Genomic DNA, 19904 nt, shown 5'->3' on the forward strand with positions numbered 1-19904 from the left:
CGCACATGACTGCCAACATCCTGAAATCGTATAGCCGACCTCTTCTTGGATTATGGCTATTGGCAAGCAGCGCCAGCCTATTGGCCGCGACCTCCGGGACCAATGATGGATCGGTCAACTATCCCAGCCCCAATATGCCCGGTTATGAGACCGACAACATCAATGGTCAGCCATCCATCAACAGCATGCCGATGAATGCGACGCAGCCGTCCCAGACGATGGACAAGGGCCAGCAAAATGCTCGCCAGCAGAATAATCCCTACAACTCGCAACAACAGCCCTTGATCCGTTTGGACGAAAACGGCTATGCGATCAATCCGCTCGATGGCAAACCCAAGCTGCCGCCCTTCCCCTCCTATGTGCAAAAAGCGACCGACCAGATCCTGCCCATGTTCGGCAGCAAATTGTTTCGTGCGCCCAGCAACCGCTTCGAAGCGCCGGACGCGGTCCAGGTCAATCCTGACTACGTAATCGGCAGCGGCGACCAGTTGCAGGTCAAAGGCTGGGGCATGGTGGACATCGACCTCACCCTCACCGTAGATCGCAATGGAACGATCTATTTGCCCCGCGTCGGAAGCATTTCCGTCGCAGGAGTCCACTACCGCGATCTGCAAGCCACGCTGAAAAAAAGCGTCAGCCGCGTCTTCAACAATTTCGACCTCAGCGTCAGCCTGTTGCAAAGCCGGGCGGTCCAAGTCTACGTGGTAGGCCATGCCCGCCAACCGGGCAGCTATACGCTGAATGCGATGAGCACGTTGTTCAATGCCGTATTAAGGGCCGGCGGCCCTGACGACAGCGGCAGCCTGCGGAACGTCACCCTGATGCGGGATGGGCGGCCGATAGCCAAAGTCGACCTGTACGCCATTCTGGTGAACGGCGACAAGTCTTCGGATCAGACGCTGCGCGACGGCGACGTCATCCAGATTCCGACCGCCGGCCCCCGAGTCGCCTTGCTCGGCGACATCAAGACGCCCGCCATATATGAATTCCGCCCCGGAGAAACCGCCAGCGACTTGCTGCGCTGGGCCGGGGGGCTGGAGTCCGCCGCGGAAGGCAAAGAGTTGCTGCTGGAAAAGAGCGTCGATAACCGTTTCGTCAATCTATTCCGCGGCCAGAACTCCACTCAAAGCCTGAGCGCCATCACCTTGGGCGCCGGAGACATCTTCCGGCTGTACGTGCCAGGGGCCCAGGCTGTCAGCGTGCTGCGCGGCGACGAGTTCGTGACCATAGGCGGAGAGGCAAAACAAACCGGAACCTTTCAAATTCGACGCGGCGAAACGCTGCGGCAACTGGTGATGCGACTGGGAGGCACGAACGATGACGGGTACGTTTACGCCACCACGCTGAAACGAGAAAGCATACGGTCAATGCAGCAGCAAAAACTGGATGAAGTCGCTACCCGCTTTGAAAAAGAACTCGAACAAAACGTCTCGATACGATTGGCCAAGCTAACCGACAAGGACACCATCGCCGCCGTCACGGCGGAAGCCGAAGGGCAGCGGCAGTTGGCAAAGAAAATGCGCGGGATCAAAGCGGAGGGCCGCATCGTTCTGGAACTGAAAGACTCCGATGCCCAGGCAAAGGATCTGCCCGATATCGAACTGCAAGATGGCGACCAGATCGAAATTCCGCGCCGCCCCGGCACGGTCAATGTGCTGGGCGCCGTCTATCAGACCAATGCCTTCATCTACCGCCCCCAGCGTTCTGTTGGAGACTATCTGGGACTGGCTGGCGGCGTTAGCGATAGCGGCGACAAGTCTGCCACTTACATATTGCGGGCGGACGGCACGGTGACCAGCAACAACTCCGGCGGTTGGTTCTCCAGCGTGAATGGCAAGAAGGTCAATCCAGGCGATAGCATCGTGGTTCCGGAGGAGCTCAGCAAAGGCAGCTGGACGCAATCCCTGAAAGAATGGACCAGCATCCTGTATCAGTTCGGCCTTGGCGCAGCCGGTCTGAAAGTCCTGAAATGACAATCTGTTCCTGCATGAGGAAATGAAAATGTCGAACGAAGCAAACATGCGGACTGATAATGAGCTGGACTTGCTGGCCTTGTTGTCCACCTTGCTCAGCTACAAACTCTGGATACTGGCCTGCACGTCGCTGTTTGGAGCGATTGCGCTGATCTACTGCTTGTCGGCCACGCCGATCTTCACCGCTTCCAGCTCCATCATGCCCCCGCAGCAGCAAAGCAACGGCATGTCTGCCTTGCTGGGACAGTTAGGGGGGCTGGAGGGCGCCGCGGGCGGGATGGCCGGTTTGAAAAACCCGAATGGCTTGTATATCGGCATGCTTAAAAGCCGCACCATCCAGGATCATCTGATCAAGCAGCTTCACCTGAAAGAACGCTACGGTCAGAAAACGCAAGACGGCACCCGCCAAACGCTGGCTGGTCAGACCAACATCGCTAATGGCAAAGACGGTCTGATCACCATCAGCGTCGACGATCCGGACCCGAAGTTCGCGGCCGCGCTGGCGAACGCCTATGTCGAGGAATTGAAAAAGCTCAATCAGACTCTTGCCGTCACCGACGCCGCCAAGCGACGCCTTTTCTTCGAGCAGCAATTGAGGCAGACCAAGGAGCAATTGAACGAAGCGGAGATCGCGCTCCGGCACACCCAGGAAAAAACAGGCTTGATACAGCCGGAAGGCCAGCTCCCCGTCATCGTCAACTCCATCACGCAGCTGCGCGCCACCGTCGCCGCCAAGGAGGTGCAACTGGAGGCCATGCGCAGCTACGCCACCGCGCAAAACCCCATGTACATCCGCACGGAGCAGGAGCTCAACGGGCTGCGGGAACAATTGACCAAGCTGGAAACCGGCAAAGGCAATGGCAGCGACCTGATGGTTCCCACCGGCAAGGTGGCGCAAAGCGGGCTGGAATACTTGCGCCGGCTGCGGGAGGTCAAATATCAGGAGACCATATTCGATCTGCTGGCCAAGCAATACGAACTCGCAAAAATCGACGAGGCAAAGGATTCGTCGCTGATCCAGGTTCTGGACCCAGCGGTGCCGCCGGAACTGAAGAGCAGGCCAAAACGCAGCATCATCATGGTCCTGTCCGTGCTGGCCGGTTTTCTGGTCGGCGCCCTCGGCGCTTTGCTGCATTCTCAACTGACGCAAAACAGGCGCCAATCGCCAAGCGCGCCTGCCGCGCTAGCCCTTCGCAGCGAGAACCGGTAGCGCTCAGTGCTGCTGGCTGCGAATGCGCCAACGATAGCCCATCCGGCAAACAAAGCCCAAAATTAGCAGCCCGTTCATCACCAGGGCCAGCCTCAAGGGGCTGGCCCAGGCCAACGGCGCGACGACGCCGGCCACCAGGCTGGACACCATGGTCTGGCAAAACCCCTGCAGGGACGACGCCGTGCCGCGCAGGGCGGGAAACTGATCCATCAGGTTCAGCGTAATAGACGGCGCCGCCAGCGACATGCCGGTAGTGTAGAGCGCCAGCGGCAACACCGCCCACGGCAGCGCCTGTTCGGCGGCGAACAGATTGTAGGCGAGGTTGGCCAACGCGGCGGCGAACATCAGCGCATAACCTCGCGACACGATCTCTCTGGGCGAGAAGTGCCCCGCCATCCGCCCGGACAGATACGCGCCGAACATGATGCCCGACACCGCCGGACCGAACAGCCACAGAAACTGGGTCGGCCCCAGATGCAGATGCTGCATCAGGAACACCGGCGCAGACGGCACATACAGGAAGAAGCCGGCGAAATTCAAGGATACCGCCGCCGTCAGCAGCTGGAAGTTGACGGTGCGGCCCACCCGCCAGTAGCTGGACAGCAGGTTGCGCGCCCGCAGCGGCTGCCTCGCCTCCCGCGGATGGGTTTCCGGCAAGCCGAACCAGCACATGGCGAACAGCGCGAACCCCACCAGCGCCATGAACACAAAAATGGAGTGCCAGCCGAACGCGCCGAACAGCCAGCCGCCGACCACCGGCGCGATCGCCGGCGACAGCGAGAACAGCATGGTCACCTGCGACATCAAGCGCTGGGCGGCCGCCCCCTCAAGCCGGTCCCGGATGATGGCGCGTCCCACCACCAGGCCAGCGCCGCCGCACAAGCCCTGCAGCGCGCGGAACAGCAGCAGCGCGCCCAGGCTGTCTGACAGCGCGCAGCCGACCGAGGCCAGCCCGAACAGCAGCGTGGTGGCGAGTATCACCGGCCGACGGCCGACGGCGTCGGAAATCGAACCGTGCCACAACATCATCAGCGCATAGCAGAACAGATAAACCGTCAATGCCTGTTGCATTTCCAGCGGAGACGCGGACAAGGTATCGCCGATAGCCCGCATCGCGGGCAGAAAGGTGTCGATCGAGAACGGGCCCAGCGTGGACAGCGCCGCCAGCAAGACGGCCAGGCCAAAGTGATTGCGAGAGGTACGAGGCATGACGGAGGAATCTCGGATAATGTTCGCATGTTAACGTTTGCCGCGCCGCTTGCCAAACCGCGGCCGTCGCCTTGGGCAAGCCTGCGCACCGCCAGAATTCGCCCCTTCTCAAGCCATGGGGCGCGGGTTATGCTGCCAGCACCGTCTCCGCTCAGGATCCATCGCAAGGGAGAAGCCATATGATCCGCCTCTACCACAACCCCAAATGCTCGAAGTCCCGCGCCGCCCTCAGCCTGCTTGAAGAAGCCGGCGCCGAGGTCGAAGTCATCGAATACCTGAAACACCCGCCCAGCCATGAAGAGCTGGACCGGCTGCTGGACATGCTGGGCCTGGAGCCGCGCGAACTGATGCGCCAGAAAGAGGAAGAGTACGCAGATCTCTATCTGGACGACATCACGCTGGAACGCAAGCACCTGATCGCCGCCATGGTGGACAATCCCAATCTGATCGAGCGCCCCATCGCCGTATCCGGCGAACGCGCCGTGATCGGCCGCCCGCCAGAGCAGGTGCTGAGCTTGCTGGGCAAATAAGCGCGGCGGCAGCCCCTCCTCCCCTTCTCGCGCCCCCTTGGCCATGCTCGTCAGAAGGCCTCGGCGGCGCGGTCCCATCCTGATCGGACAAGCTCCCGCCCCGCCGTCGCAACCTGGTAGATGCCGTCGCCAGACAACTCCATTGTCATTTCGCCACACTTCAGCCAGACATTTTATTAATAAGGTTATTATTACTTGCAAAATAATACCGCACGTTACTAAAATGGCCGAATGAGTCCGAACAAGTCCTTTTCCCAGTTAGAGCAGGCGATCAGCCATGTCGAAACTCGCTTTCCAGGCGTTCCTCGCCAGGAAGTGATCCTGACCCGGCTGATCTTCCACATCGTGCCTCGCCTGACCGCCCATCTGGGCGAATGCCTGAAACAGCATGGTCTGAACGAGACAGTGTGGATGGCGCTGCTGGCGCTGTACGCCTGTCCGAGCCAGATGCTGAATCCCTCGGATATCAGCGAAACGCTGGACTCCTCGCGCACCAACGCCACCCGCATCGCCGACGAACTGGTGAAAAACGGTTGGGCCGCGCGCTCCACCAGCGTGGAGGACCGCCGCAAGATCGTGCTGGAGCTGACGCCCGCGGGCGTGGCGCTGGTTGAAAGCTTGCTGCCTTATTCCCGCGAGATCCATCGCTCGCTGTGGTCGGACTTCGAACCCGATGAGAAAGCCGAACTGGAACGGCTGATGCGCAAGCTGCTGAGCAAGCTCGGCGGCTGAGCCTGCGCTTTTTTCGCTCAAATAATAACTGCCGTGATTATCACATGCTTAATCACGCCCAGATCATCATCACGCATTACTGATGGAGACCGACAGGTGAACAAGAAATCCTGGCCTCAAGCCGCCGGGGTGTTGCTGATCAGCGCCGTGCTGAGCGGCTGCGCCAGCTTCGGCCCTGATGCCGCGCCCGACCGCATGACGGACGCCGACCAGCTCAAGCTGGCCGTCTCCGCGCAGCAAAACATCCGCGCCGACTGGTGGCGCCAATTGAACGACGCCGAACTCGACAAGCTGGTAGACGCCGCGTTGCAAGACTCGCCCTCCCTGAAACTGGCCGCCGCGCGCCTGCGCCAGGCCCGGGCCGCCGTCGGCATCGTGGAAAGCAAGGACGGGCCGCAGCTGGACGCCATGGCCAATATGGCGCAGATCCACGCCGACCCGATCAAGGCGCTCCCTCATAACGACAAGAACTACATCAACGCCTATACCGCGGCGCTGGTGGGCAGCTGGGAGTTCGATTTCTGGGGCAAGAACCACGCCGCGGTCAGCGCCGCGCTGGGCCAACAGCAAGCCGTCGCCTACGAAGGCCAGCAAACCCGTCTGCTGCTGACCCAGGCCGTGGTCGCCCAATATACCCAGCTGCAACGCAGCCAGGCTCAAGCCGAGCTGCTGACGCAGCGGCTGGCCATCGCCCAAAGCCGTCAGAAACTGACCCAGGCCCGCATCAACGCGGGGCTGCTGCCGGGCGACAACCAGCGCGGCAACGAAGTGTCGATCGAACGGCTGCAACAGCAGAAGAGCGCGTTGGACAACGACATCGCCCGCAGCCGCCATGCGCTGGCCGCGCTGACCGGCCAGGGTCCAGAACAGCAAAACGCGCCGAGCCCCGCCAAGCTCGCCGCCGCGCCGGAGCCGGCGCTGGATCGACTGGACGCCAATCTGCTGGGCCGCCGACCGGACATCGCCGCCCAACGCGCGCGCGTGGAGTCGATGTCCGCCTCGGTCAAGGAGGCTCGCGCCGAGTTCTACCCCAATGTGAAGCTGACCGCCTTCGCCGGCCAGAGCTCGCTGGAGCTGGACCAATTGTGGAAGAGAGGGTCTTCGTTGTGGGGCTTCATGCCGGCCATCAGCCTGCCCTTATTCCATTCCGGCCAACTGCAGTCGAATCTGGCCCGCCAGCAAGCCGGCTACGACATGGCGGTGCAGCAATACAACCAGACCGTTTTCGACGCGCTGCGCGACGCCGCCGACGCGGTATCCGGCTGGCAGAACAGTCAACGCCAGCTGCAACAATCCGACCGCGCGCTGCAGTCCAGCCGCAAGGCCAATGAGGCGATGGCAGCCCGATTGCGCGCCGGCCTGGTCAACAAGCTATCGCTGCTGGACGCGCAGGACGCGTTGCTGAGCCAGCAATCCGCCAATATCGACGCCAAGGCGGCCGCGCGCCTGGCCTGGGCCACCCTGAACACCGCATTGGGCGGCGGCTTCGACCAGCAGCCCGCCCCCCGCTAAGGACGCAGAAACAATGGACAAGAAACTGGAAACCGCGAAAAGCCGCAAGCGCAATCTGATGGTGGCCACCACGCTGTTCGCCGCCATCGCCATCGGCTATGGCGCCTACTGGGCACTGGTGCTCAGCCATCAGGAAGACACTGACGACGCCTATGTCGGCGGCCACCTGGTGCAAGTCACCCCGGAAGTGGGCGGCACCGTCGCCAAGGTGCTTGTGGACGACACCGTGGCAGTCAAGGCCGGCCAGGTGCTGCTCAGCTACGACGACAGCGACGCCAAGCTCGCATTCGAGCGCGCCCGCAACGAATTCGCCCAGACCGTGCGCCAGACCCGCCAGCTGATGGCCAACAGCCAGCAGCTGGATGCCCAGGTGGCGCTGCGCCAGGCCGAGCTGTCCCGCGCCGAAGCCGACCTGAAGCGCCGCAAGCAGCTGGCCGGCAGCGAGGCGATGTCGGCCGAGGAACTGGGCCACGCCGCCGCCGCCGCCGCCGCCGCCCAGGCCGCGCTGGCCGCCGCCCAGGAACAGGCCAAGGCCGGCCTGGCGCTGGTGGGCAAGGACCAACTGGCGCAGCAGCCGGCGGTGAAAGCCGCCGCCAGCCGCCTGAAGGAAGCGTGGCTCGCGCTGCAGCGCACCGAGATCAAATCGCCGGTGAACGGCACCATCGCCCGCCGCAACGTGCAGGTGGGCCAACGCGTCGCCGCCGGCACGCCGCTGATGGCGGTGGTGCCGCTGGAGCACCTGTGGGTGGACGCCAACTTCAAGGAAGGCCAGCTGGCCAAGATCCGCATCGGCCAGCCAGTGGAGCTGAAGTCCGACCTCTACGGCGGCAAGGTGGTCTACCACGGCAAGGTGCAGGGCCTGTCGGCCGGCACCGGCAGCGCCTTCTCGCTGCTGCCGGCGCAAAACGCCACCGGCAACTGGATCAAGGTGGTGCAGCGGGTGCCGGTGCGCGTCGCGCTGGACCCGGAGGACCTGAAGCAGCATCCGCTGCGCGTAGGCCTGTCGATGGACGCGGTAGTAGACACCAGCAACCAGGACGGCAAGTCGCTGGCCGAGTCCGCGCCCGCCGCGCGCGCCAGCGAGAACAACAGCGCGCTGCCCGACCTGAAGCAGGCCGACAAGCTGGTCGCCGAAATCCTGGCCGCCAACGCCGGCCAGTAAGGACCCTCCATGAACCATCCGCCACTGACCGGCTCGAAACTGGTCTGGATCACGCTGGCGCTGTCGATGTCGGTGTTCATGCAGGTGCTGGACACCACCATCGCCAACGTGGCGCTGCCCACCATTTCGGGCAACCTCGGCGCCGCCACCAGCCAGGGCACCTGGGTGATCACTTCCTTCGGCGTGGCCAACGCCATCGCGGTGCCGCTGACCGGCTGGCTGGCCAAGCGCTTCGGCGAGGTGAAGCTGTTCACCGCGTCCACGCTGCTGTTCGTGCTGACCTCCTGGCTGTGCGGCATGTCCAGCAGCCTGGAAATGCTGATCGCCTTCCGCGTGCTGCAAGGCGCGGTGGCCGGCCCGATGATTCCGCTGTCGCAAAGCCTGCTGCTGTCGTGTTATCCGCCGGCCAAGAAAAGCATGGCGCTGGCGCTATGGGCGATGACGGTGATCGTCGCGCCGGTGTTCGGGCCCATTCTGGGCGGCGTCATCAGCGACAACTGGCACTGGGGCTGGATCTTCTTCATCAACGTGCCGGTGGGCCTCGTCGCCGCCTTCATCTCCTGGCGCATCCTGAAGCCGCGCGAAACCGATACCGTGGACCTGCCCATCGACAAGATCGGCCTGGCGCTCTTGGTGATAGGCGTGGGCTCGCTGCAGATGGTGCTGGACCGCGGCAAGGAGCTGGACTGGTTCAACTCCGCCGAGATCATCACCCTGGCGGTGGTCGCCTTCCTGGCGCTGACTTATCTGGTGATCTGGGAGCTGGGCGAGGAACACCCCATCGTCGATCTGTCGCTGTTCAGCTACCGCAACTTCACCGTCGGCACCGTCGCCATCAGCCTGGGCTTCATGCTGTATTTCGGCGCCGTGGTGCTGCTGCCCTTGATGCTGCAGACCCAGATGGGCTACACCGCCACCTGGGCCGGCTTGGCCGCCGCGCCGATCGGCCTGATCCCGGTCGTGCTGTCGCCCATCATCGGCAAGAACGCGCACCGCTGGGACATGCGCTGGATCGTCACCGTCAGCTTCAGCGTGTACGCGATCTGCTTCTTCTGGCGCAGCACCTTCTCGCCGGACATGGACTTTTCCTACGTGGTGTGGCCGCAAGTGGTGCAAGGCATAGGCGTGGCCTGCTTCTTCATGCCGCTGACCGCGATCACGCTGTCCGGCCTGCATCCGTCGCGCATCGCCAGCGCGTCCAGCCTGTCCAACTTCCTGCGCATTCTGGCGGGCAGCATAGGCACCTCGATCACCACCACGATGTGGGACCGCCGCGAGGCGCTGCACCACTCCAAGCTCACCGAGCACGTGACGCAGTACGATCCGGCCTCGGTATCCTGGTTCAGCGCGATGGGCAAGCTGGGCTTGAACACCAGCCAGCAGCAGGCGCTGACCCAGTTGCAGATCACCAAGCAGGGTTACATCATGGCCGCCAACGAGATCTTCTGGATCTGCGGCATTCTGTTCGTGCTGCTGATCGGCCTGGTATGGTTCGCCAAGCCGCCGTTCACCGCCTCGGGCGGCGACAGCGGCGCGCACTAGGAAGCCATGGAAGAAGGCCCGGCGCCCCCCCCCCCGGCATCGGGCTTTTTTCAGCCTATTCGGCGTCGGATGAAAGACGGGCAAGACCTCGCGGTCTTGTCCGCTTTCATTTCAGATGGCGGTCGAAGGCCGCCATCCCGCGGCCGATCGCCTTGTCGCGGTGCTGAATGCGGTACAGCGTCCGGGTCAGGAGCGGCAGATCGGCGTCCACCTCCACCACGCTGCCGGCAGCCAGCATATCGGCCACCACGTGCCGCGACAGGCAGCTGACGCCCAGCCCCGCCGCCACCGCGTGCTTGATCGCCTCCGAGTGGCCCAGCTCCATGCTGATGGCCAGTCGGTTCAAGTGAGGCAGCAGCACCCGCTCCACTTCTTCCCGGGTGCCGGAGCCGGCCTCGCGCAATATCCACTCCGCCTCGGCCAGCTCCGCCGCCGCCACCTTGCGGCCGGCCAAGGGATGCGACACGGCGGCGAACACCAGCAACGCATCCTGCCGCCACGGGCTGGCCAGCAGTTCCGGATGGTGGCAGGGGCCCTCGATCAGGCCGAAATCGACGCGGAACGCCGCCACCGACTCGACGATGTCGCGGGTATTGGCCACTTCCAACTCTAGCCGCGCCTGCGGCCAATCCTTGCGGAAGGCCGCCAGCAGCGGCGGCAGCAGGTAGTTGGCGATGGTGGTGCTGGCGCCGATGCGCAGCGCCAGTCCGCCGCCGTCGAACAGGCTCTGGACATCGCCGGCGGCGTCCAGCAGCGCGCGGGCGCGCGGCAACAGCAGATGGCCGTGCTCGTTGATCAGCAGCCGGCGGCCGACGCGGTCGAACAACTTGGCCCCCAGCCCCTGCTCCAGCTTGTCCAGCGCCTGGCTGGCGGCCGACTGCGTCAGCGCCACCCGTTCGGCCGCGCGCGTCACCGTGTCCAGTTCCGCCACCGCGACGAACACCTCCAGCTCTCTCAGGCTGATGCGCAGGCTCATGCCGCCTCCTAAGCGATTTTTTTAATGATATCTATTAATTTTATATGTTTTTTTACTTATAAACAGTGGCGTATCGTGGGCATATACCAAAGAGGCATTAGCATATGACCAATTATCGCAACCTGATTCCTGGCCTGGCCTTGTCGCTGGGCTTGGCCATCGCGGCCATCTGGGCCGCGGAGCTGCCGGCGATGAAAAATCTGGGCCTGTCCGCCCTCACTCTCGCCATCGTCGGCGGCATGATCGTCGGCAACACGGTCTACCGTTTCGTCGCCGGCCCCAGCCACCACGGCGTGACCTTTTCCAAACAGAAGCTGCTGCGCGCCGGCATCATCCTGTTCGGCTTCAAGCTGACTTTCCAGGACATCGCCGCAGTCGGCTTCTCCGGCGTGCTGATCGACGCGCTGGTGCTGACGTCCACCTTCTTCCTCGCTTTCTGGCTGGGCCGCAAAAAACTGGGCCTGGATGAGCAAAGCGTGATCCTGATCGGCGCCGGCAGCTCGATCTGCGGCGCGGCCGCGGTGCTGGCCACCGAACCGGTGATCAAGGCCCACGCGGAAAAGGTGGCCGTCGCGGTGGCCACCGTGGTGGTGTTCGGCACCGCCGCGATGTTCCTGTGGCCGCTGATGTACGACGCGGTGCGCCATCTGGGCATCTCCGAATTCAGCTACGGCCTGTTCGCCGGCTCCACCATCCATGAAGTGGCGCAGGCCGTCGCCGCCGGCAAGTCGGTCAGCGACGCGGCGATGAACACCGCGGTGATCGCCAAGATGATCCGCGTGATGATGTTGGCGCCGTTCCTGATCGCGCTGTCCGCCTGGCTGGCCGCCAAGCATAGCGGAGGCAAAACGCAGAGGCAGCCCCTCTCCATCCCCTGGTTCGCCGTCGCCTTCCTCGCCGTGGCCGGCTTCAACTCCTTCGACCTGCTGCCGCGCGCGCTGCTGCAACAGATCATCTCGCTGGACAACCTGCTGCTGGCCGCCGCGATGGGCGCGCTGGGCCTGACCACCCACATCTCGGCCATCCGCCAGGCCGGCGCCAAGCCGCTGCTGCTGGCCAGCGCGCTGTTCGGCTGGCTGATCGTCGGCGGCGGGCTGATCAATGCCGGAGTGGCCATGCTGGTTCGCTGAGCCCGGCCGCTCCCTGCGCAAACGCCTGTCCGCAGGCGTTTTTTTGCCGCTGGCGATCGGCAAGCGCGCAATTTACCCGGAGACGACTGTCATATAAGATATTTCCAATTTATTGACATAGACTTCCGCATGAGACATTGGATTCTTGCCCTGCTAGGACTCTTGCTGGGCATCGCCATAGACGGTTTTTCGCTGGGTTTGAGCCTGGCCGTGCTTGGCGGCGTGGTCAGCCTGGCTTTGGGAAAATCCGGCGGCGCCACAGGAAAAGACGGCTCCCCGCCCAGCCAGCACGCCTCCCGGTCGATGACCCTGTGGCAATTGCAACAGCGGCTGGAGGCGCTGGAAATAGAAGTGCAGCTGCTTCGCGAGCAAGCCCGCTCTCAGGCTGGGGCCGCCCCCGCTCCAGAAGCTGCCTGGCAAGCCGAGCCTCCGTCCCCGCCCCCCTCTGAGCCCGCGCCGGCAACGCCGCCTCCACAAGAAGCAAGCCCACCCGAGCCGCAAGTCTCTATCGAATGGGAAGCCACGCCGCCCCGGCCCGAGCCGGAACGCCTCCCGGCCGCCGAAACGCCCCAGGCGCCGGCCATGCCGCGCATCGCCGCGCCTACCGAACCCACATTGCTGGATCGCGGCTGGCGCTACGCGCGCGACTGGCTGCTGGGCGGCAACGCCGTGGTGCGCGTCGGCATGCTGCTGCTGTTCTTCGGCTTCGCCTTCCTATTGAAATACGCGGCAGACAACAGCTTGCTGCCGATAGAGCTGCGCCTGGCCGGCGTGGCGCTGGGAGGCTGCGCGCTGCTGGCCGCTGGCTGGAAGCTGCGGCTGAAACGCCGCGGCTACGCCCTGATCCTGCAGGGCGGCGGCGTGGGCACGCTGTACATCACCGCTTTCGTCACGCTGAAATTCTTCCAGTTGCTGCCGCCGGGCCTGACACTCGCCTTCCTGATCCTGCTCGGCGTGGCCAGCGCCTTGCTGGCCGTGCGCCAGGATGCGCCGTCGCTGGCCGGGATGGGCATCACCGGCGGCTTTCTCGCGCCCATCCTCACCGCCACCGGCGGCGGCAGCCACATCGTGCTGTTCGGCTATTACGCGCTGCTCAACGCCGGCATTTTCGGCATCGCCTGGCGCAAATCCTGGCGCAGCCTGAACCTGCTGGGTTTCGCCTTCACCTTCGTCATCGCCACCGCCTGGGGCGCCTTGCAATACCGGCCGGAGCTGCTGGCCACCACCTTGCCCTTCCTCGCGCTGTTCTTCGCCTTCTACCTGGGCATTTCGCTCCTGTACGCGCTGCGCCAGAGACTGGCCTTGCGCCATTACGTGGACGGCACCCTGGTTTTCGGCACCCCGCTGGCGGCGTCGGGCCTGGCCGCAGGCCTGCTGCGCCATGCTCCGTTGGGCATGGCTTGGTGCGCGGTGGCGCTGGCTTCGGTCTACCTGCTGCTGACCATCTGGCTGCGGCGGCGGCATCGCGCCGCGCTGCCGCTGCTGGCCGACGCCTTTCTCGCTCTGGGCGTGATTTTCGCCACCTTGGCGGTGCCGCTCGCCTTCGATGGCCGCACCACCACCGCCTTGTGGGCGGTGGAAGGCGCGGGCCTGCTCTGGATCAGCCTGCGCCAGCAGCGCCTCCTGGGACGTTGGTTCGCATTGGGCCTGCAACTATGCGCCGGCATCGCCTGCCTGGCGAACCTGGAGCATGCGGCCGGCGCGCTGCCGGCGCTGAACAGCGCCTTCATCGCCTGCCTGCTGCTCGCGCTGTCAGGCTTGTTCAGCGGCTGGCAGCTGCATCGCCGGGCGGAATCCGATGAGGCTCTGCCGGCCTTGCTGGCCATCTGGGGCGGCTTGTGGTGGCTGGGAGGCGGCGTCCGCGAGCTCGGCCTGTTCCTGCCGGATCGAGACTTCATCGACGGCGTGATGCTGTTCCTCAGCCTCAGCCTGGCGCTATGCGGCCTGCTGCGCCGCAAGCTGGACTGGAAACTGCTGGCCTATCCAGCCCTGTCCCTGCCCGCCTTGACCATGGGCTGGAGCCTGCTCGGCTGGCTGTTGCACGCCCATCCGCTGTCCGGGCTGGGCGCAGTCGCGGTCCCGGCCTCGCTGGCGATTTCGCTATGGTTGTTGCGCCGCCATGAAGAGGATGCCGATAACGCCAGCTGGCTGCACGCCTGCTGGCTCTGGGCCTTCGCCGCGCTGCTGACGCGCGAGGCCGGCTGGTGGCTATGGCAATGGCTGCCGGCAGGCGTCTGGCGCGCCACGGCCCTCCCCGCGGCCGCCAGCGCGCTGCTCCTGCTGCTGAGCGGGCCGCTGCAAAAACTGGAATGGCCGATCCGCCGCCACGCGGCTGCCTATCTCGGCTACGGCCCCGCCCCATTGTTCCCGGCGCTGGCCGGCTGGATGCTGTGGTCGCTGCTGTCCGACGGCAATCCCTCGCCCTTGCCCTGGCTGCCGCTGCTCAATCCGCTGGACCTCGCCATCGGCTTCAGCCTGCTCGCCCTGTGCGCCTGGCTGCGGCGCCTGAACCGGCCCACCACAACTGCGGCCTGGTTGTTGTGCCCGGCGATCTTGCTGGCGGTCAGCGCAGACGTGCTGCGCGCTTTCCATCACTGGGGCGGCATGCCGTATTCGCTGAAAGTGTTGTGGAGCGACGCCGACAGCCGCGTCGTTTTGGCGCTGTGCTGGTGCGCGCTGGCGCTTGCCGCGCCGCTGCTGGCCGCCAGGCGCGAAGGCAGCCGCGTCGTATCCGTGTGGAGCGCCGCCGTCGGCGCAACCTTGCTGCTGTGGATGCTGCTGGCCAACCTGGAAGCAGGCGCGCCGCTGCTGCTGCCCTGGCTGCCCTTGCTCAATCCGCTGGAACTGGCGCAACTGGCGGTGTTGGCTTGCGTGGGGATCAACTGGCGCCGCGCGGGCTTTCCCCGTCCGGCCTCCTGGCCATGGCTGGACTACGCGATTGCCGCCTGGCTGATCGGCTTCGGCTGCGCCATCGTGATGCGCGCCTTCCACCATTGGCAGGGCATGGCGTACCGGCTGGACGCGGTACTGGCCTCGCCGCTGCCGCTCGCCACGCTGATGCTGTGCTGGGCGCTGCTGGCGTTGATCGCGCCGCGCTTGGCGGCCAATCGGCCCGGCGCGTCCCGCGTGGTGGCCTGCCTGCTGCGCGCGATCAGCCCCGTCCTGTTGCTGTGGAGCGTCCTGGCCAATCTGGAAGGCGCCCGCTTGCTGCCGCTGCCCCACATACCGCTGCTCAATCCGCTGGAGCTCGCCCAACTGGCTGTTTTCGCCGCCTGCTGGCGGAACTGGAAGCGGGGGCCGCTGCGCTTCGCCCCGCTGGCGCCCTGGCTACGCTGGCTGGCCGGCGGCTGGCTGTTCCTGTTCGGCAACGCGGTCGCCTTGCGCAGCCTGCATCACTGGCTGGACATCCCCTACCGCTTCGACGCGCTGCTGCATTCCACCCTTGCCCAGGCGACGCTGTCGCTGGGCTGGACCCTGGCGGCGCTGGGCCTGATGGTGGCCGCCACCCGCCGCGGCCTGCGTCTGCCTTGGCTATGCGGCGGAGCCTTGCTGGCGCTGGTGGTGGCCAAGTTATTCCTGGTGGATCTGGCCTCGGTAGGCAGCATCGCCCGCATCATCAGCTTCATCGGCGTGGGCCTGTTGTTCCTGTTGATAGGCTACCTGTCGCCGCTGCCTCCCCGCGCGCCGGAGCCGGAAAAGGAGCCGGCATGAGACGGATCGCGTCAGCCTTGCTCGCGCTGTCGGCGCTGCCGGTTCTGGCCTCGCCGACGGCGGCCGAGTTCGCCCGCCGCCAACCCATCGTTCTGGGCGCCGGGCCAGCTGCGCTGCATCGTCTGGATCTTCCCGCCGATGTATACCGTTTCAGCGCACGACGCGATGTGTCCGACCTCCAGGTCTTCAACGCCGCGGGCGAAGCCGTTCCCTGGGCGATCTCGCCCGCGCATGGCCAACCCCGGCCCGCCCGAGACTACCCGCTGCCCGCATTTCCGCTTCCCTCGCTGGCCAAGGCCAACCGCTCAGCCGGCATCGTGCTGGACAGCCGGGGGCTGCCGGCATCGAATCGAGCCTACCTGGCCTTGGAACTGGAACAGAGCGCCTACCGCGGCAGAGTCGCTTTGTCGGCCAGCGATGACGGGGAGCGCTGGCAGCCGCTGGAGAGCCGCGAACTCTTGCAGCTGTCCGGCAGCGCGCTGCGCCTTGACCTGCATGGCGATGGCAGCCGTTACCTGCGGCTGGACTGGCTGGACAAGCCCTTCAAGCTGCGCCGGGCATCGCTGCATGTCGGCCCCGGCGCCGCGGAGCCGCTGCTGCAAAGCGGCGACTGGATTGCCGCCAAACCGGGCGCCGCGGGAGAGTATCTATTCGACCTGGGCATGCGCGCGCCGCTGCGGCGGCTGGAGTTGGCATTGCCCAACCCCAACACCAGCGCCCGCGGCGTCTGGTACAAGCGGGAGCGGCCGGACCAGCCCTGGCAAAACGCGTTCAGCAGCGAACTGACCCAATTGGGGCAAGCTTCAACCTTGCTGCTGGAGAACTTGGACGGCGATTCGGACCGCTATTGGCGCTTGGTGGTCGACACCCGGCAAGGCGGCCTCGGCGCCGGGCTACCGCGGCTGCGCGCGTCCTGGCCGCGGCAACAGCTGACGTTCGCCGCCCGCGGCCAGCCGCCGTTCATGCTGGCTTACGGTCATCCCAGCTTCTTCATCACAGACCAGGCGAACACGCTGCTGAACAGCCCCGAGCCCGCGCAGCCCGCCGCGCTGGGGCCTGCCTTGGCCGGCGGCGTAAGACCGGCGCCCCCGGCGCAGGCTCCGATGCCGAAAAAATCGCCATGGCTGTGGGGGAGCCTGCTGCTGGCGGTCGGTTTGCTGGGCTGGATCAGCTATCGGCTGATCAAAGAGCCTGCGCCGTCGGACACTCAATAAAAAATCGCCCGGCAACTGTCGGGCGATTGTCATGCGGCGGCTAACGGCATTCGGCCGCGCGCGCGCGATGCTTAGGCGCTTTTTTTCAGCGCGGCAAACGGATTCCACCCATTCTGGCCGCGTACCTGCTTCAGGTAATAGAGGTAGTTGACCGACATCGCGGCCAACACCGAAACCGCCATGCCCAGTCCACGGCTGACAACCTCCGGCAACCCCAAGATCGCGACGAGGGTGCCAAGCAGGATAGCAATGCCCAGCAAGGACAGCATCGCTCGCCACAGTCCCAGCACCAGGAAATGGATGGGCCAGAACAGCAGGGAAACAAAGTTGAGATGAACCGTCAACCGGCGCCCCAAAGGCAAGGCCTTCAACGCCTGCTGATGCTCGGACCGGCCCGGGCCGCCGTGCTGGTCGAAGAAGGAAAAACGCTCCTGCCACTTCGGCTTGTAATTTTCGTAGGAATTTGACATCTGGAAAATCCATATTTAAAACGGCAAGCATACTAACACGATCAATGCCAATTCGATAACGCGTCACGACAAAATAGAACGCCCGGTTACCCCGGGCGTTCTGGCAATCAACTGCGAACCATCAGCACGGACACTTCTTCACCCCCTTGCCGCCGTAACGCTGTTCCTGGCAATAGCGGAAAAATTCCTCGCGGCTCATCACCTGGGCCTCGGCATCGAAACGGCGGCGGCGACTGACATAGACGTCGTAGTCGCGCTGCCCCACCATCAGCCGGGCGGCCGCCACCGCAGCTCTCCATAACTCAACCATTGGCGCCCTCCTGCCGATATACCGCCGGCACTTCCTTGGCCGTCACCCATTTCACCGCCAGCGACTTGCGGATCACATGGATGCCGAACACCAGCATCGCCAACACCACCGCCATGAACAGCGCGGTCAGCGTGGCGTCCACATAATCATTGAAGATGATTTGATGCATCTGCGCCATATTCTTGGCCGGGGCCAGCAGCTCTCCCTTGGCCGCTGCGGCGGAGAACTTGTCGGCATGGGCGAGGAAGCTGATTTTAGGGCTGGCGTGGAACAGTTTTTGCCAACCGGCGGTCAACGTCACCACCAGCAGCCAGGCGGTCGGCAACGCGGTCACCCACACGTAGCGGGTCTTTTGCATCTTCACCAGCACCACTGTGGCCAGCGTCAGCGCGATGCCGGCCAGCATCTGGTTGGCGATGCCGAACAGCGGCCACAAGGTATTGATGCCGCCCAGCGGATCCACCACGCCCTGATACAGGAAATACCCCCAGGCGGATACCGCGAGACCGGTGGCCACCAGGTTGGCGGTCCAGGACTCGGTATTGGCCATCGGCTTGATGAATACGCCCAGCAGGTCCTGGATCATGAAGCGCAGCACGCGGGTGCCGGCATCCACGGTGGTGAGAATGAACAGCGCCTCGAACAGGATGGCGAAGTGGTACCAGAACGCCATCATGGTCTTGCCGCCGATCACGCCGGACAGGATGTGGGCCATGCCTACCGCCAGGGTCGGCGCGCCGCCGGCGCGCGACAGCACGGTGTGCTCGCCCACGTCGGCTGCCAACTGGGTCAGCGCGTCCGGTGTGATGACGAAGCCCCAGCCGGAAATCACCTGGGCGGCATCCGCCGCGGTCTTGCCGATCAAGGCCGCCGGGCTGTTCATCGCGAAATAGACGCCCGGGTCCAGCACGCAGGCGGCGATCAAGGCCATGATGGCGACGAAGCTCTCCACCAGCATGGCGCCGTAACCCACCATCCGGGCGTGGGACTCGTTCTCGATCAGCTTGGGCGTGGTGCCGGAAGCGACCAGCGAATGGAAGCCGGACACCGCGCCGCAGGCGATGGTGATGAACAGGAAGGGGAACAGGTTGCCGGCGAACACCGGGCCGCTGCCGTCTATGAACTGGGTGACCGACGGCATGTGCAGCGGCGGCGCCACGATCAGGATGCCGATGGCCAGCCCGGCGATGGTGCCGATCTTCAGGAAGGTGGACAAGTAGTCGCGCGGCGCCAGCAGCAGCCACACCGGCAACACCGAAGCGATGAAGCCGTAGCCTATCAACGTCCAGGCCAGCGTGGTGCCCTTCAGCGTGAACAGCGGCGCCAGCGTGGCGCTCTTGGCGACATCGCCGCCGTAAACGATGGCCAGCATCAGCAGGATGAAGCCGATCACCGACACCTCGCCGATCTTGCCCGGGCGAATGAAACGGGAGTACACGCCCATGAACAGCGCGATCGGTATCGTGCAGGCGATGGTGAAGGTGCCCCACGGGCTGTCGGCCAGCGCCTTGACCACCACCAGGGCCAGCACCGCCAGCAGGATCACCATGATCATCAACACGCCGATGGAGGCGATGACGCCGGCCACCTCGCCCATTTCCTGTCGTATCATCTCGCCCAGCGACTTGCCATCGCGACGCATCGACAGGAACAGCACCAAGAAGTCCTGCACCGCGCCGGCGATCATCACGCCGACCAGTATCCACAGCGTGCCCGGCAAATACCCCATCTGCGCGGCCAGCACCGGCCCCACCAGCGGCCCCGCGCCGGCGATGGCGGCGAAGTGGTGGCCGAACACCACCCACTTGTTGGTGGGCACGTAATCCAGCCCATCGTTGAACTTCTCGGCCGGCGTCAGCCGGCGCGCGCTCAGCTCCAGCACCTTGTCGGCGATGAAGCGGCTATAGAAGCGGTAGGCGATCGCGTACACCGACAAGGCCGCCACCACCAGCCATACCGCGTTGATCGTCTCGCCGCGGTTCAGCGCCACCATGGCGAAGGCCGTCGCCCCCGCCAGCGCCACCAACAGCCAGACCACGCACTGTTTGATCTGTTGCATAAGGGTATCCCTGTTCTCTCTATTTCTCCCGGCTCCCGCCGCGACAGCCCATCTGTCCGCGACGATCCGGTCTTGGGCACTGCGTCTTTGATTCTGTCGGCATGAAGGTCTAAACACAAGCCTGTCAGGCCGAACGGCCCGTGTTACTATTTTTGCTGAGAAAT

Annotated in this window: 15 protein-coding genes; 10 read left to right on the forward strand and 5 right to left on the reverse strand. The window is 64.6% G+C overall.

Features of this window, described 5'->3' with window-relative positions:
* The first annotated feature begins 5 nt into the window (after nt 1-5).
* Both DK842_RS05450 and DK842_RS05455 read left to right on the forward strand, forming a co-directional pair.
* Nucleotides 6-1973 (forward strand): polysaccharide biosynthesis/export family protein, encoded by a 1968-nt coding sequence (locus DK842_RS05450; protein WP_114060465.1) that lies wholly within the window; start codon nt 6-8, stop codon nt 1971-1973.
* Between the two features lie 46 nt (nt 1974-2019).
* A complete protein-coding gene (locus tag DK842_RS05455) occupies nt 2020-3183 on the forward strand; it encodes a GumC family protein (protein ID WP_232538600.1) in 1164 nt (387 codons plus the stop codon).
* 3 nt (nt 3184-3186) lie between these two features.
* Here the strand turns inward: DK842_RS05455 and DK842_RS05460 are convergent, their stop codons facing one another.
* Entirely contained in the window at nt 3187-4392 is a 1206-nt protein-coding gene (locus DK842_RS05460; RefSeq protein ID WP_114060469.1) for a multidrug effflux MFS transporter, read from the reverse strand.
* 179 nt (nt 4393-4571) lie between these two features.
* On the opposite strand from DK842_RS05460, the gene arsC reads away from it, so the two are divergent.
* The 5 genes from arsC (at nt 4572) to DK842_RS05485 (ending at nt 9870) form a co-directional block, all read left to right on the forward strand.
* A complete protein-coding gene (gene arsC / locus DK842_RS05465) occupies nt 4572-4922 on the forward strand; it encodes an arsenate reductase (glutaredoxin) (RefSeq protein ID WP_114060472.1) in 351 nt (116 codons plus the stop codon).
* 231 nt (nt 4923-5153) lie between these two features.
* On the forward strand, nt 5154-5654 hold the full coding sequence (locus DK842_RS05470; RefSeq protein ID WP_114060474.1) for a MarR family transcriptional regulator: 501 nt from the start codon (nt 5154-5156) through the stop codon (nt 5652-5654).
* Between the two features lie 96 nt (nt 5655-5750).
* Complete coding sequence (locus tag DK842_RS05475) at nt 5751-7166, forward strand: efflux transporter outer membrane subunit (protein WP_232538601.1); 1416 nt, start codon at nt 5751-5753, stop codon at nt 7164-7166.
* A 13-nt stretch (nt 7167-7179) separates the two neighbouring features.
* Entirely contained in the window at nt 7180-8328 is a 1149-nt protein-coding gene (locus DK842_RS05480) for an EmrA/EmrK family multidrug efflux transporter periplasmic adaptor subunit (protein WP_114060477.1), read from the forward strand.
* Nucleotides 8329-8337: 9 nt separating this feature from the next.
* On the forward strand, nt 8338-9870 hold the full coding sequence (locus DK842_RS05485; RefSeq protein ID WP_114060479.1) for a DHA2 family efflux MFS transporter permease subunit: 1533 nt from the start codon (nt 8338-8340) through the stop codon (nt 9868-9870).
* A 106-nt stretch (nt 9871-9976) separates the two neighbouring features.
* On the opposite strand, the gene DK842_RS05490 is transcribed toward DK842_RS05485, so the two are convergent.
* Entirely contained in the window at nt 9977-10846 is an 870-nt protein-coding gene (locus DK842_RS05490; RefSeq protein ID WP_114060482.1) for a LysR family transcriptional regulator, read from the reverse strand.
* Between the two features lie 104 nt (nt 10847-10950).
* On the opposite strand from DK842_RS05490, the gene DK842_RS05495 reads away from it, so the two are divergent.
* From DK842_RS05495 to DK842_RS05505, 3 genes are all read left to right on the forward strand, one after another.
* Entirely contained in the window at nt 10951-11976 is a 1026-nt protein-coding gene (locus DK842_RS05495) for a YeiH family protein (RefSeq protein ID WP_114060485.1), read from the forward strand.
* Between the two features lie 129 nt (nt 11977-12105).
* Complete coding sequence (locus DK842_RS05500; RefSeq protein ID WP_114060488.1) at nt 12106-15687, forward strand: DUF2339 domain-containing protein; 3582 nt, start codon at nt 12106-12108, stop codon at nt 15685-15687.
* Nucleotides 15684-16901 (forward strand): DUF3999 family protein, encoded by a 1218-nt coding sequence (locus DK842_RS05505; protein WP_114060491.1) that lies wholly within the window; start codon nt 15684-15686, stop codon nt 16899-16901. The genes DK842_RS05500 and DK842_RS05505 overlap by 4 nt, the downstream gene beginning before the upstream one ends.
* 71 nt (nt 16902-16972) lie before the next feature.
* On the opposite strand, the gene DK842_RS05510 is transcribed toward DK842_RS05505, so the two are convergent.
* The 3 genes from DK842_RS05510 to DK842_RS05520 all read right to left on the reverse strand — a co-directional run bounded on the left by DK842_RS05510 (nt 16973) and on the right by DK842_RS05520 (nt 19740).
* Nucleotides 16973-17371, reverse strand: a complete 399-nt coding sequence (locus DK842_RS05510; protein ID WP_114060494.1) for a DUF2628 domain-containing protein — start codon at nt 17369-17371, stop codon at nt 16973-16975.
* Between the two features lie 121 nt (nt 17372-17492).
* The gene (locus DK842_RS05515; protein WP_114060496.1) at nt 17493-17681 is read right to left on the reverse strand and encodes a YbdD/YjiX family protein; all 189 of its coding nucleotides are present in this window, start codon (nt 17679-17681) and stop codon (nt 17493-17495) included.
* Nucleotides 17674-19740, reverse strand: coding sequence for a carbon starvation CstA family protein (locus DK842_RS05520; protein ID WP_114060499.1), 2067 nt, complete (start codon nt 19738-19740; stop codon nt 17674-17676). The genes DK842_RS05515 and DK842_RS05520 overlap by 8 nt, the downstream gene beginning before the upstream one ends.
* Nucleotides 19741-19904 lie beyond the last annotated feature (164 nt).

The organism is Chromobacterium phragmitis (assembly GCF_003325475.1).
Classification (GTDB): domain Bacteria; phylum Pseudomonadota; class Gammaproteobacteria; order Burkholderiales; family Chromobacteriaceae; genus Chromobacterium; species Chromobacterium phragmitis.

Excerpts from the sequence above, each read along its gene's own strand:
- DK842_RS05490 (WP_114060482.1), bottom strand. The coding sequence starts at position 10,846 with ATGAGCCTGCGCATCAGCCTGAGAGAGCTGGAGGTGTTCGTCGCGGTG.
- DK842_RS05520 (WP_114060499.1), bottom strand. The coding sequence starts at position 19,740 with ATGCAACAGATCAAACAGTGCGTGGTCTGGCTGTTGGTGGCGCTGGCG.
- DK842_RS05515 (WP_114060496.1), bottom strand. The coding sequence starts at position 17,681 with ATGGTTGAGTTATGGAGAGCTGCGGTGGCGGCCGCCCGGCTGATGGTG.
- DK842_RS05485 (WP_114060479.1), top strand. The coding sequence starts at position 8,338 with ATGAACCATCCGCCACTGACCGGCTCGAAACTGGTCTGGATCACGCTG.
- DK842_RS05495 (WP_114060485.1), top strand. The coding sequence starts at position 10,951 with ATGACCAATTATCGCAACCTGATTCCTGGCCTGGCCTTGTCGCTGGGC.
- DK842_RS05470 (WP_114060474.1), top strand. The coding sequence starts at position 5,154 with ATGAGTCCGAACAAGTCCTTTTCCCAGTTAGAGCAGGCGATCAGCCAT.
- DK842_RS05460 (WP_114060469.1), bottom strand. The coding sequence starts at position 4,392 with ATGCCTCGTACCTCTCGCAATCACTTTGGCCTGGCCGTCTTGCTGGCG.
- DK842_RS05505 (WP_114060491.1), top strand. The coding sequence starts at position 15,684 with ATGAGACGGATCGCGTCAGCCTTGCTCGCGCTGTCGGCGCTGCCGGTT.
- DK842_RS05500 (WP_114060488.1), top strand. The coding sequence starts at position 12,106 with ATGAGACATTGGATTCTTGCCCTGCTAGGACTCTTGCTGGGCATCGCC.
- arsC (WP_114060472.1), top strand. The coding sequence starts at position 4,572 with ATGATCCGCCTCTACCACAACCCCAAATGCTCGAAGTCCCGCGCCGCC.
- DK842_RS05510 (WP_114060494.1), bottom strand. The coding sequence starts at position 17,371 with ATGTCAAATTCCTACGAAAATTACAAGCCGAAGTGGCAGGAGCGTTTT.
- DK842_RS05480 (WP_114060477.1), top strand. The coding sequence starts at position 7,180 with ATGGACAAGAAACTGGAAACCGCGAAAAGCCGCAAGCGCAATCTGATG.
- DK842_RS05450 (WP_114060465.1), top strand. The coding sequence starts at position 6 with ATGACTGCCAACATCCTGAAATCGTATAGCCGACCTCTTCTTGGATTA.
- DK842_RS05455 (WP_232538600.1), top strand. The coding sequence starts at position 2,020 with ATGCGGACTGATAATGAGCTGGACTTGCTGGCCTTGTTGTCCACCTTG.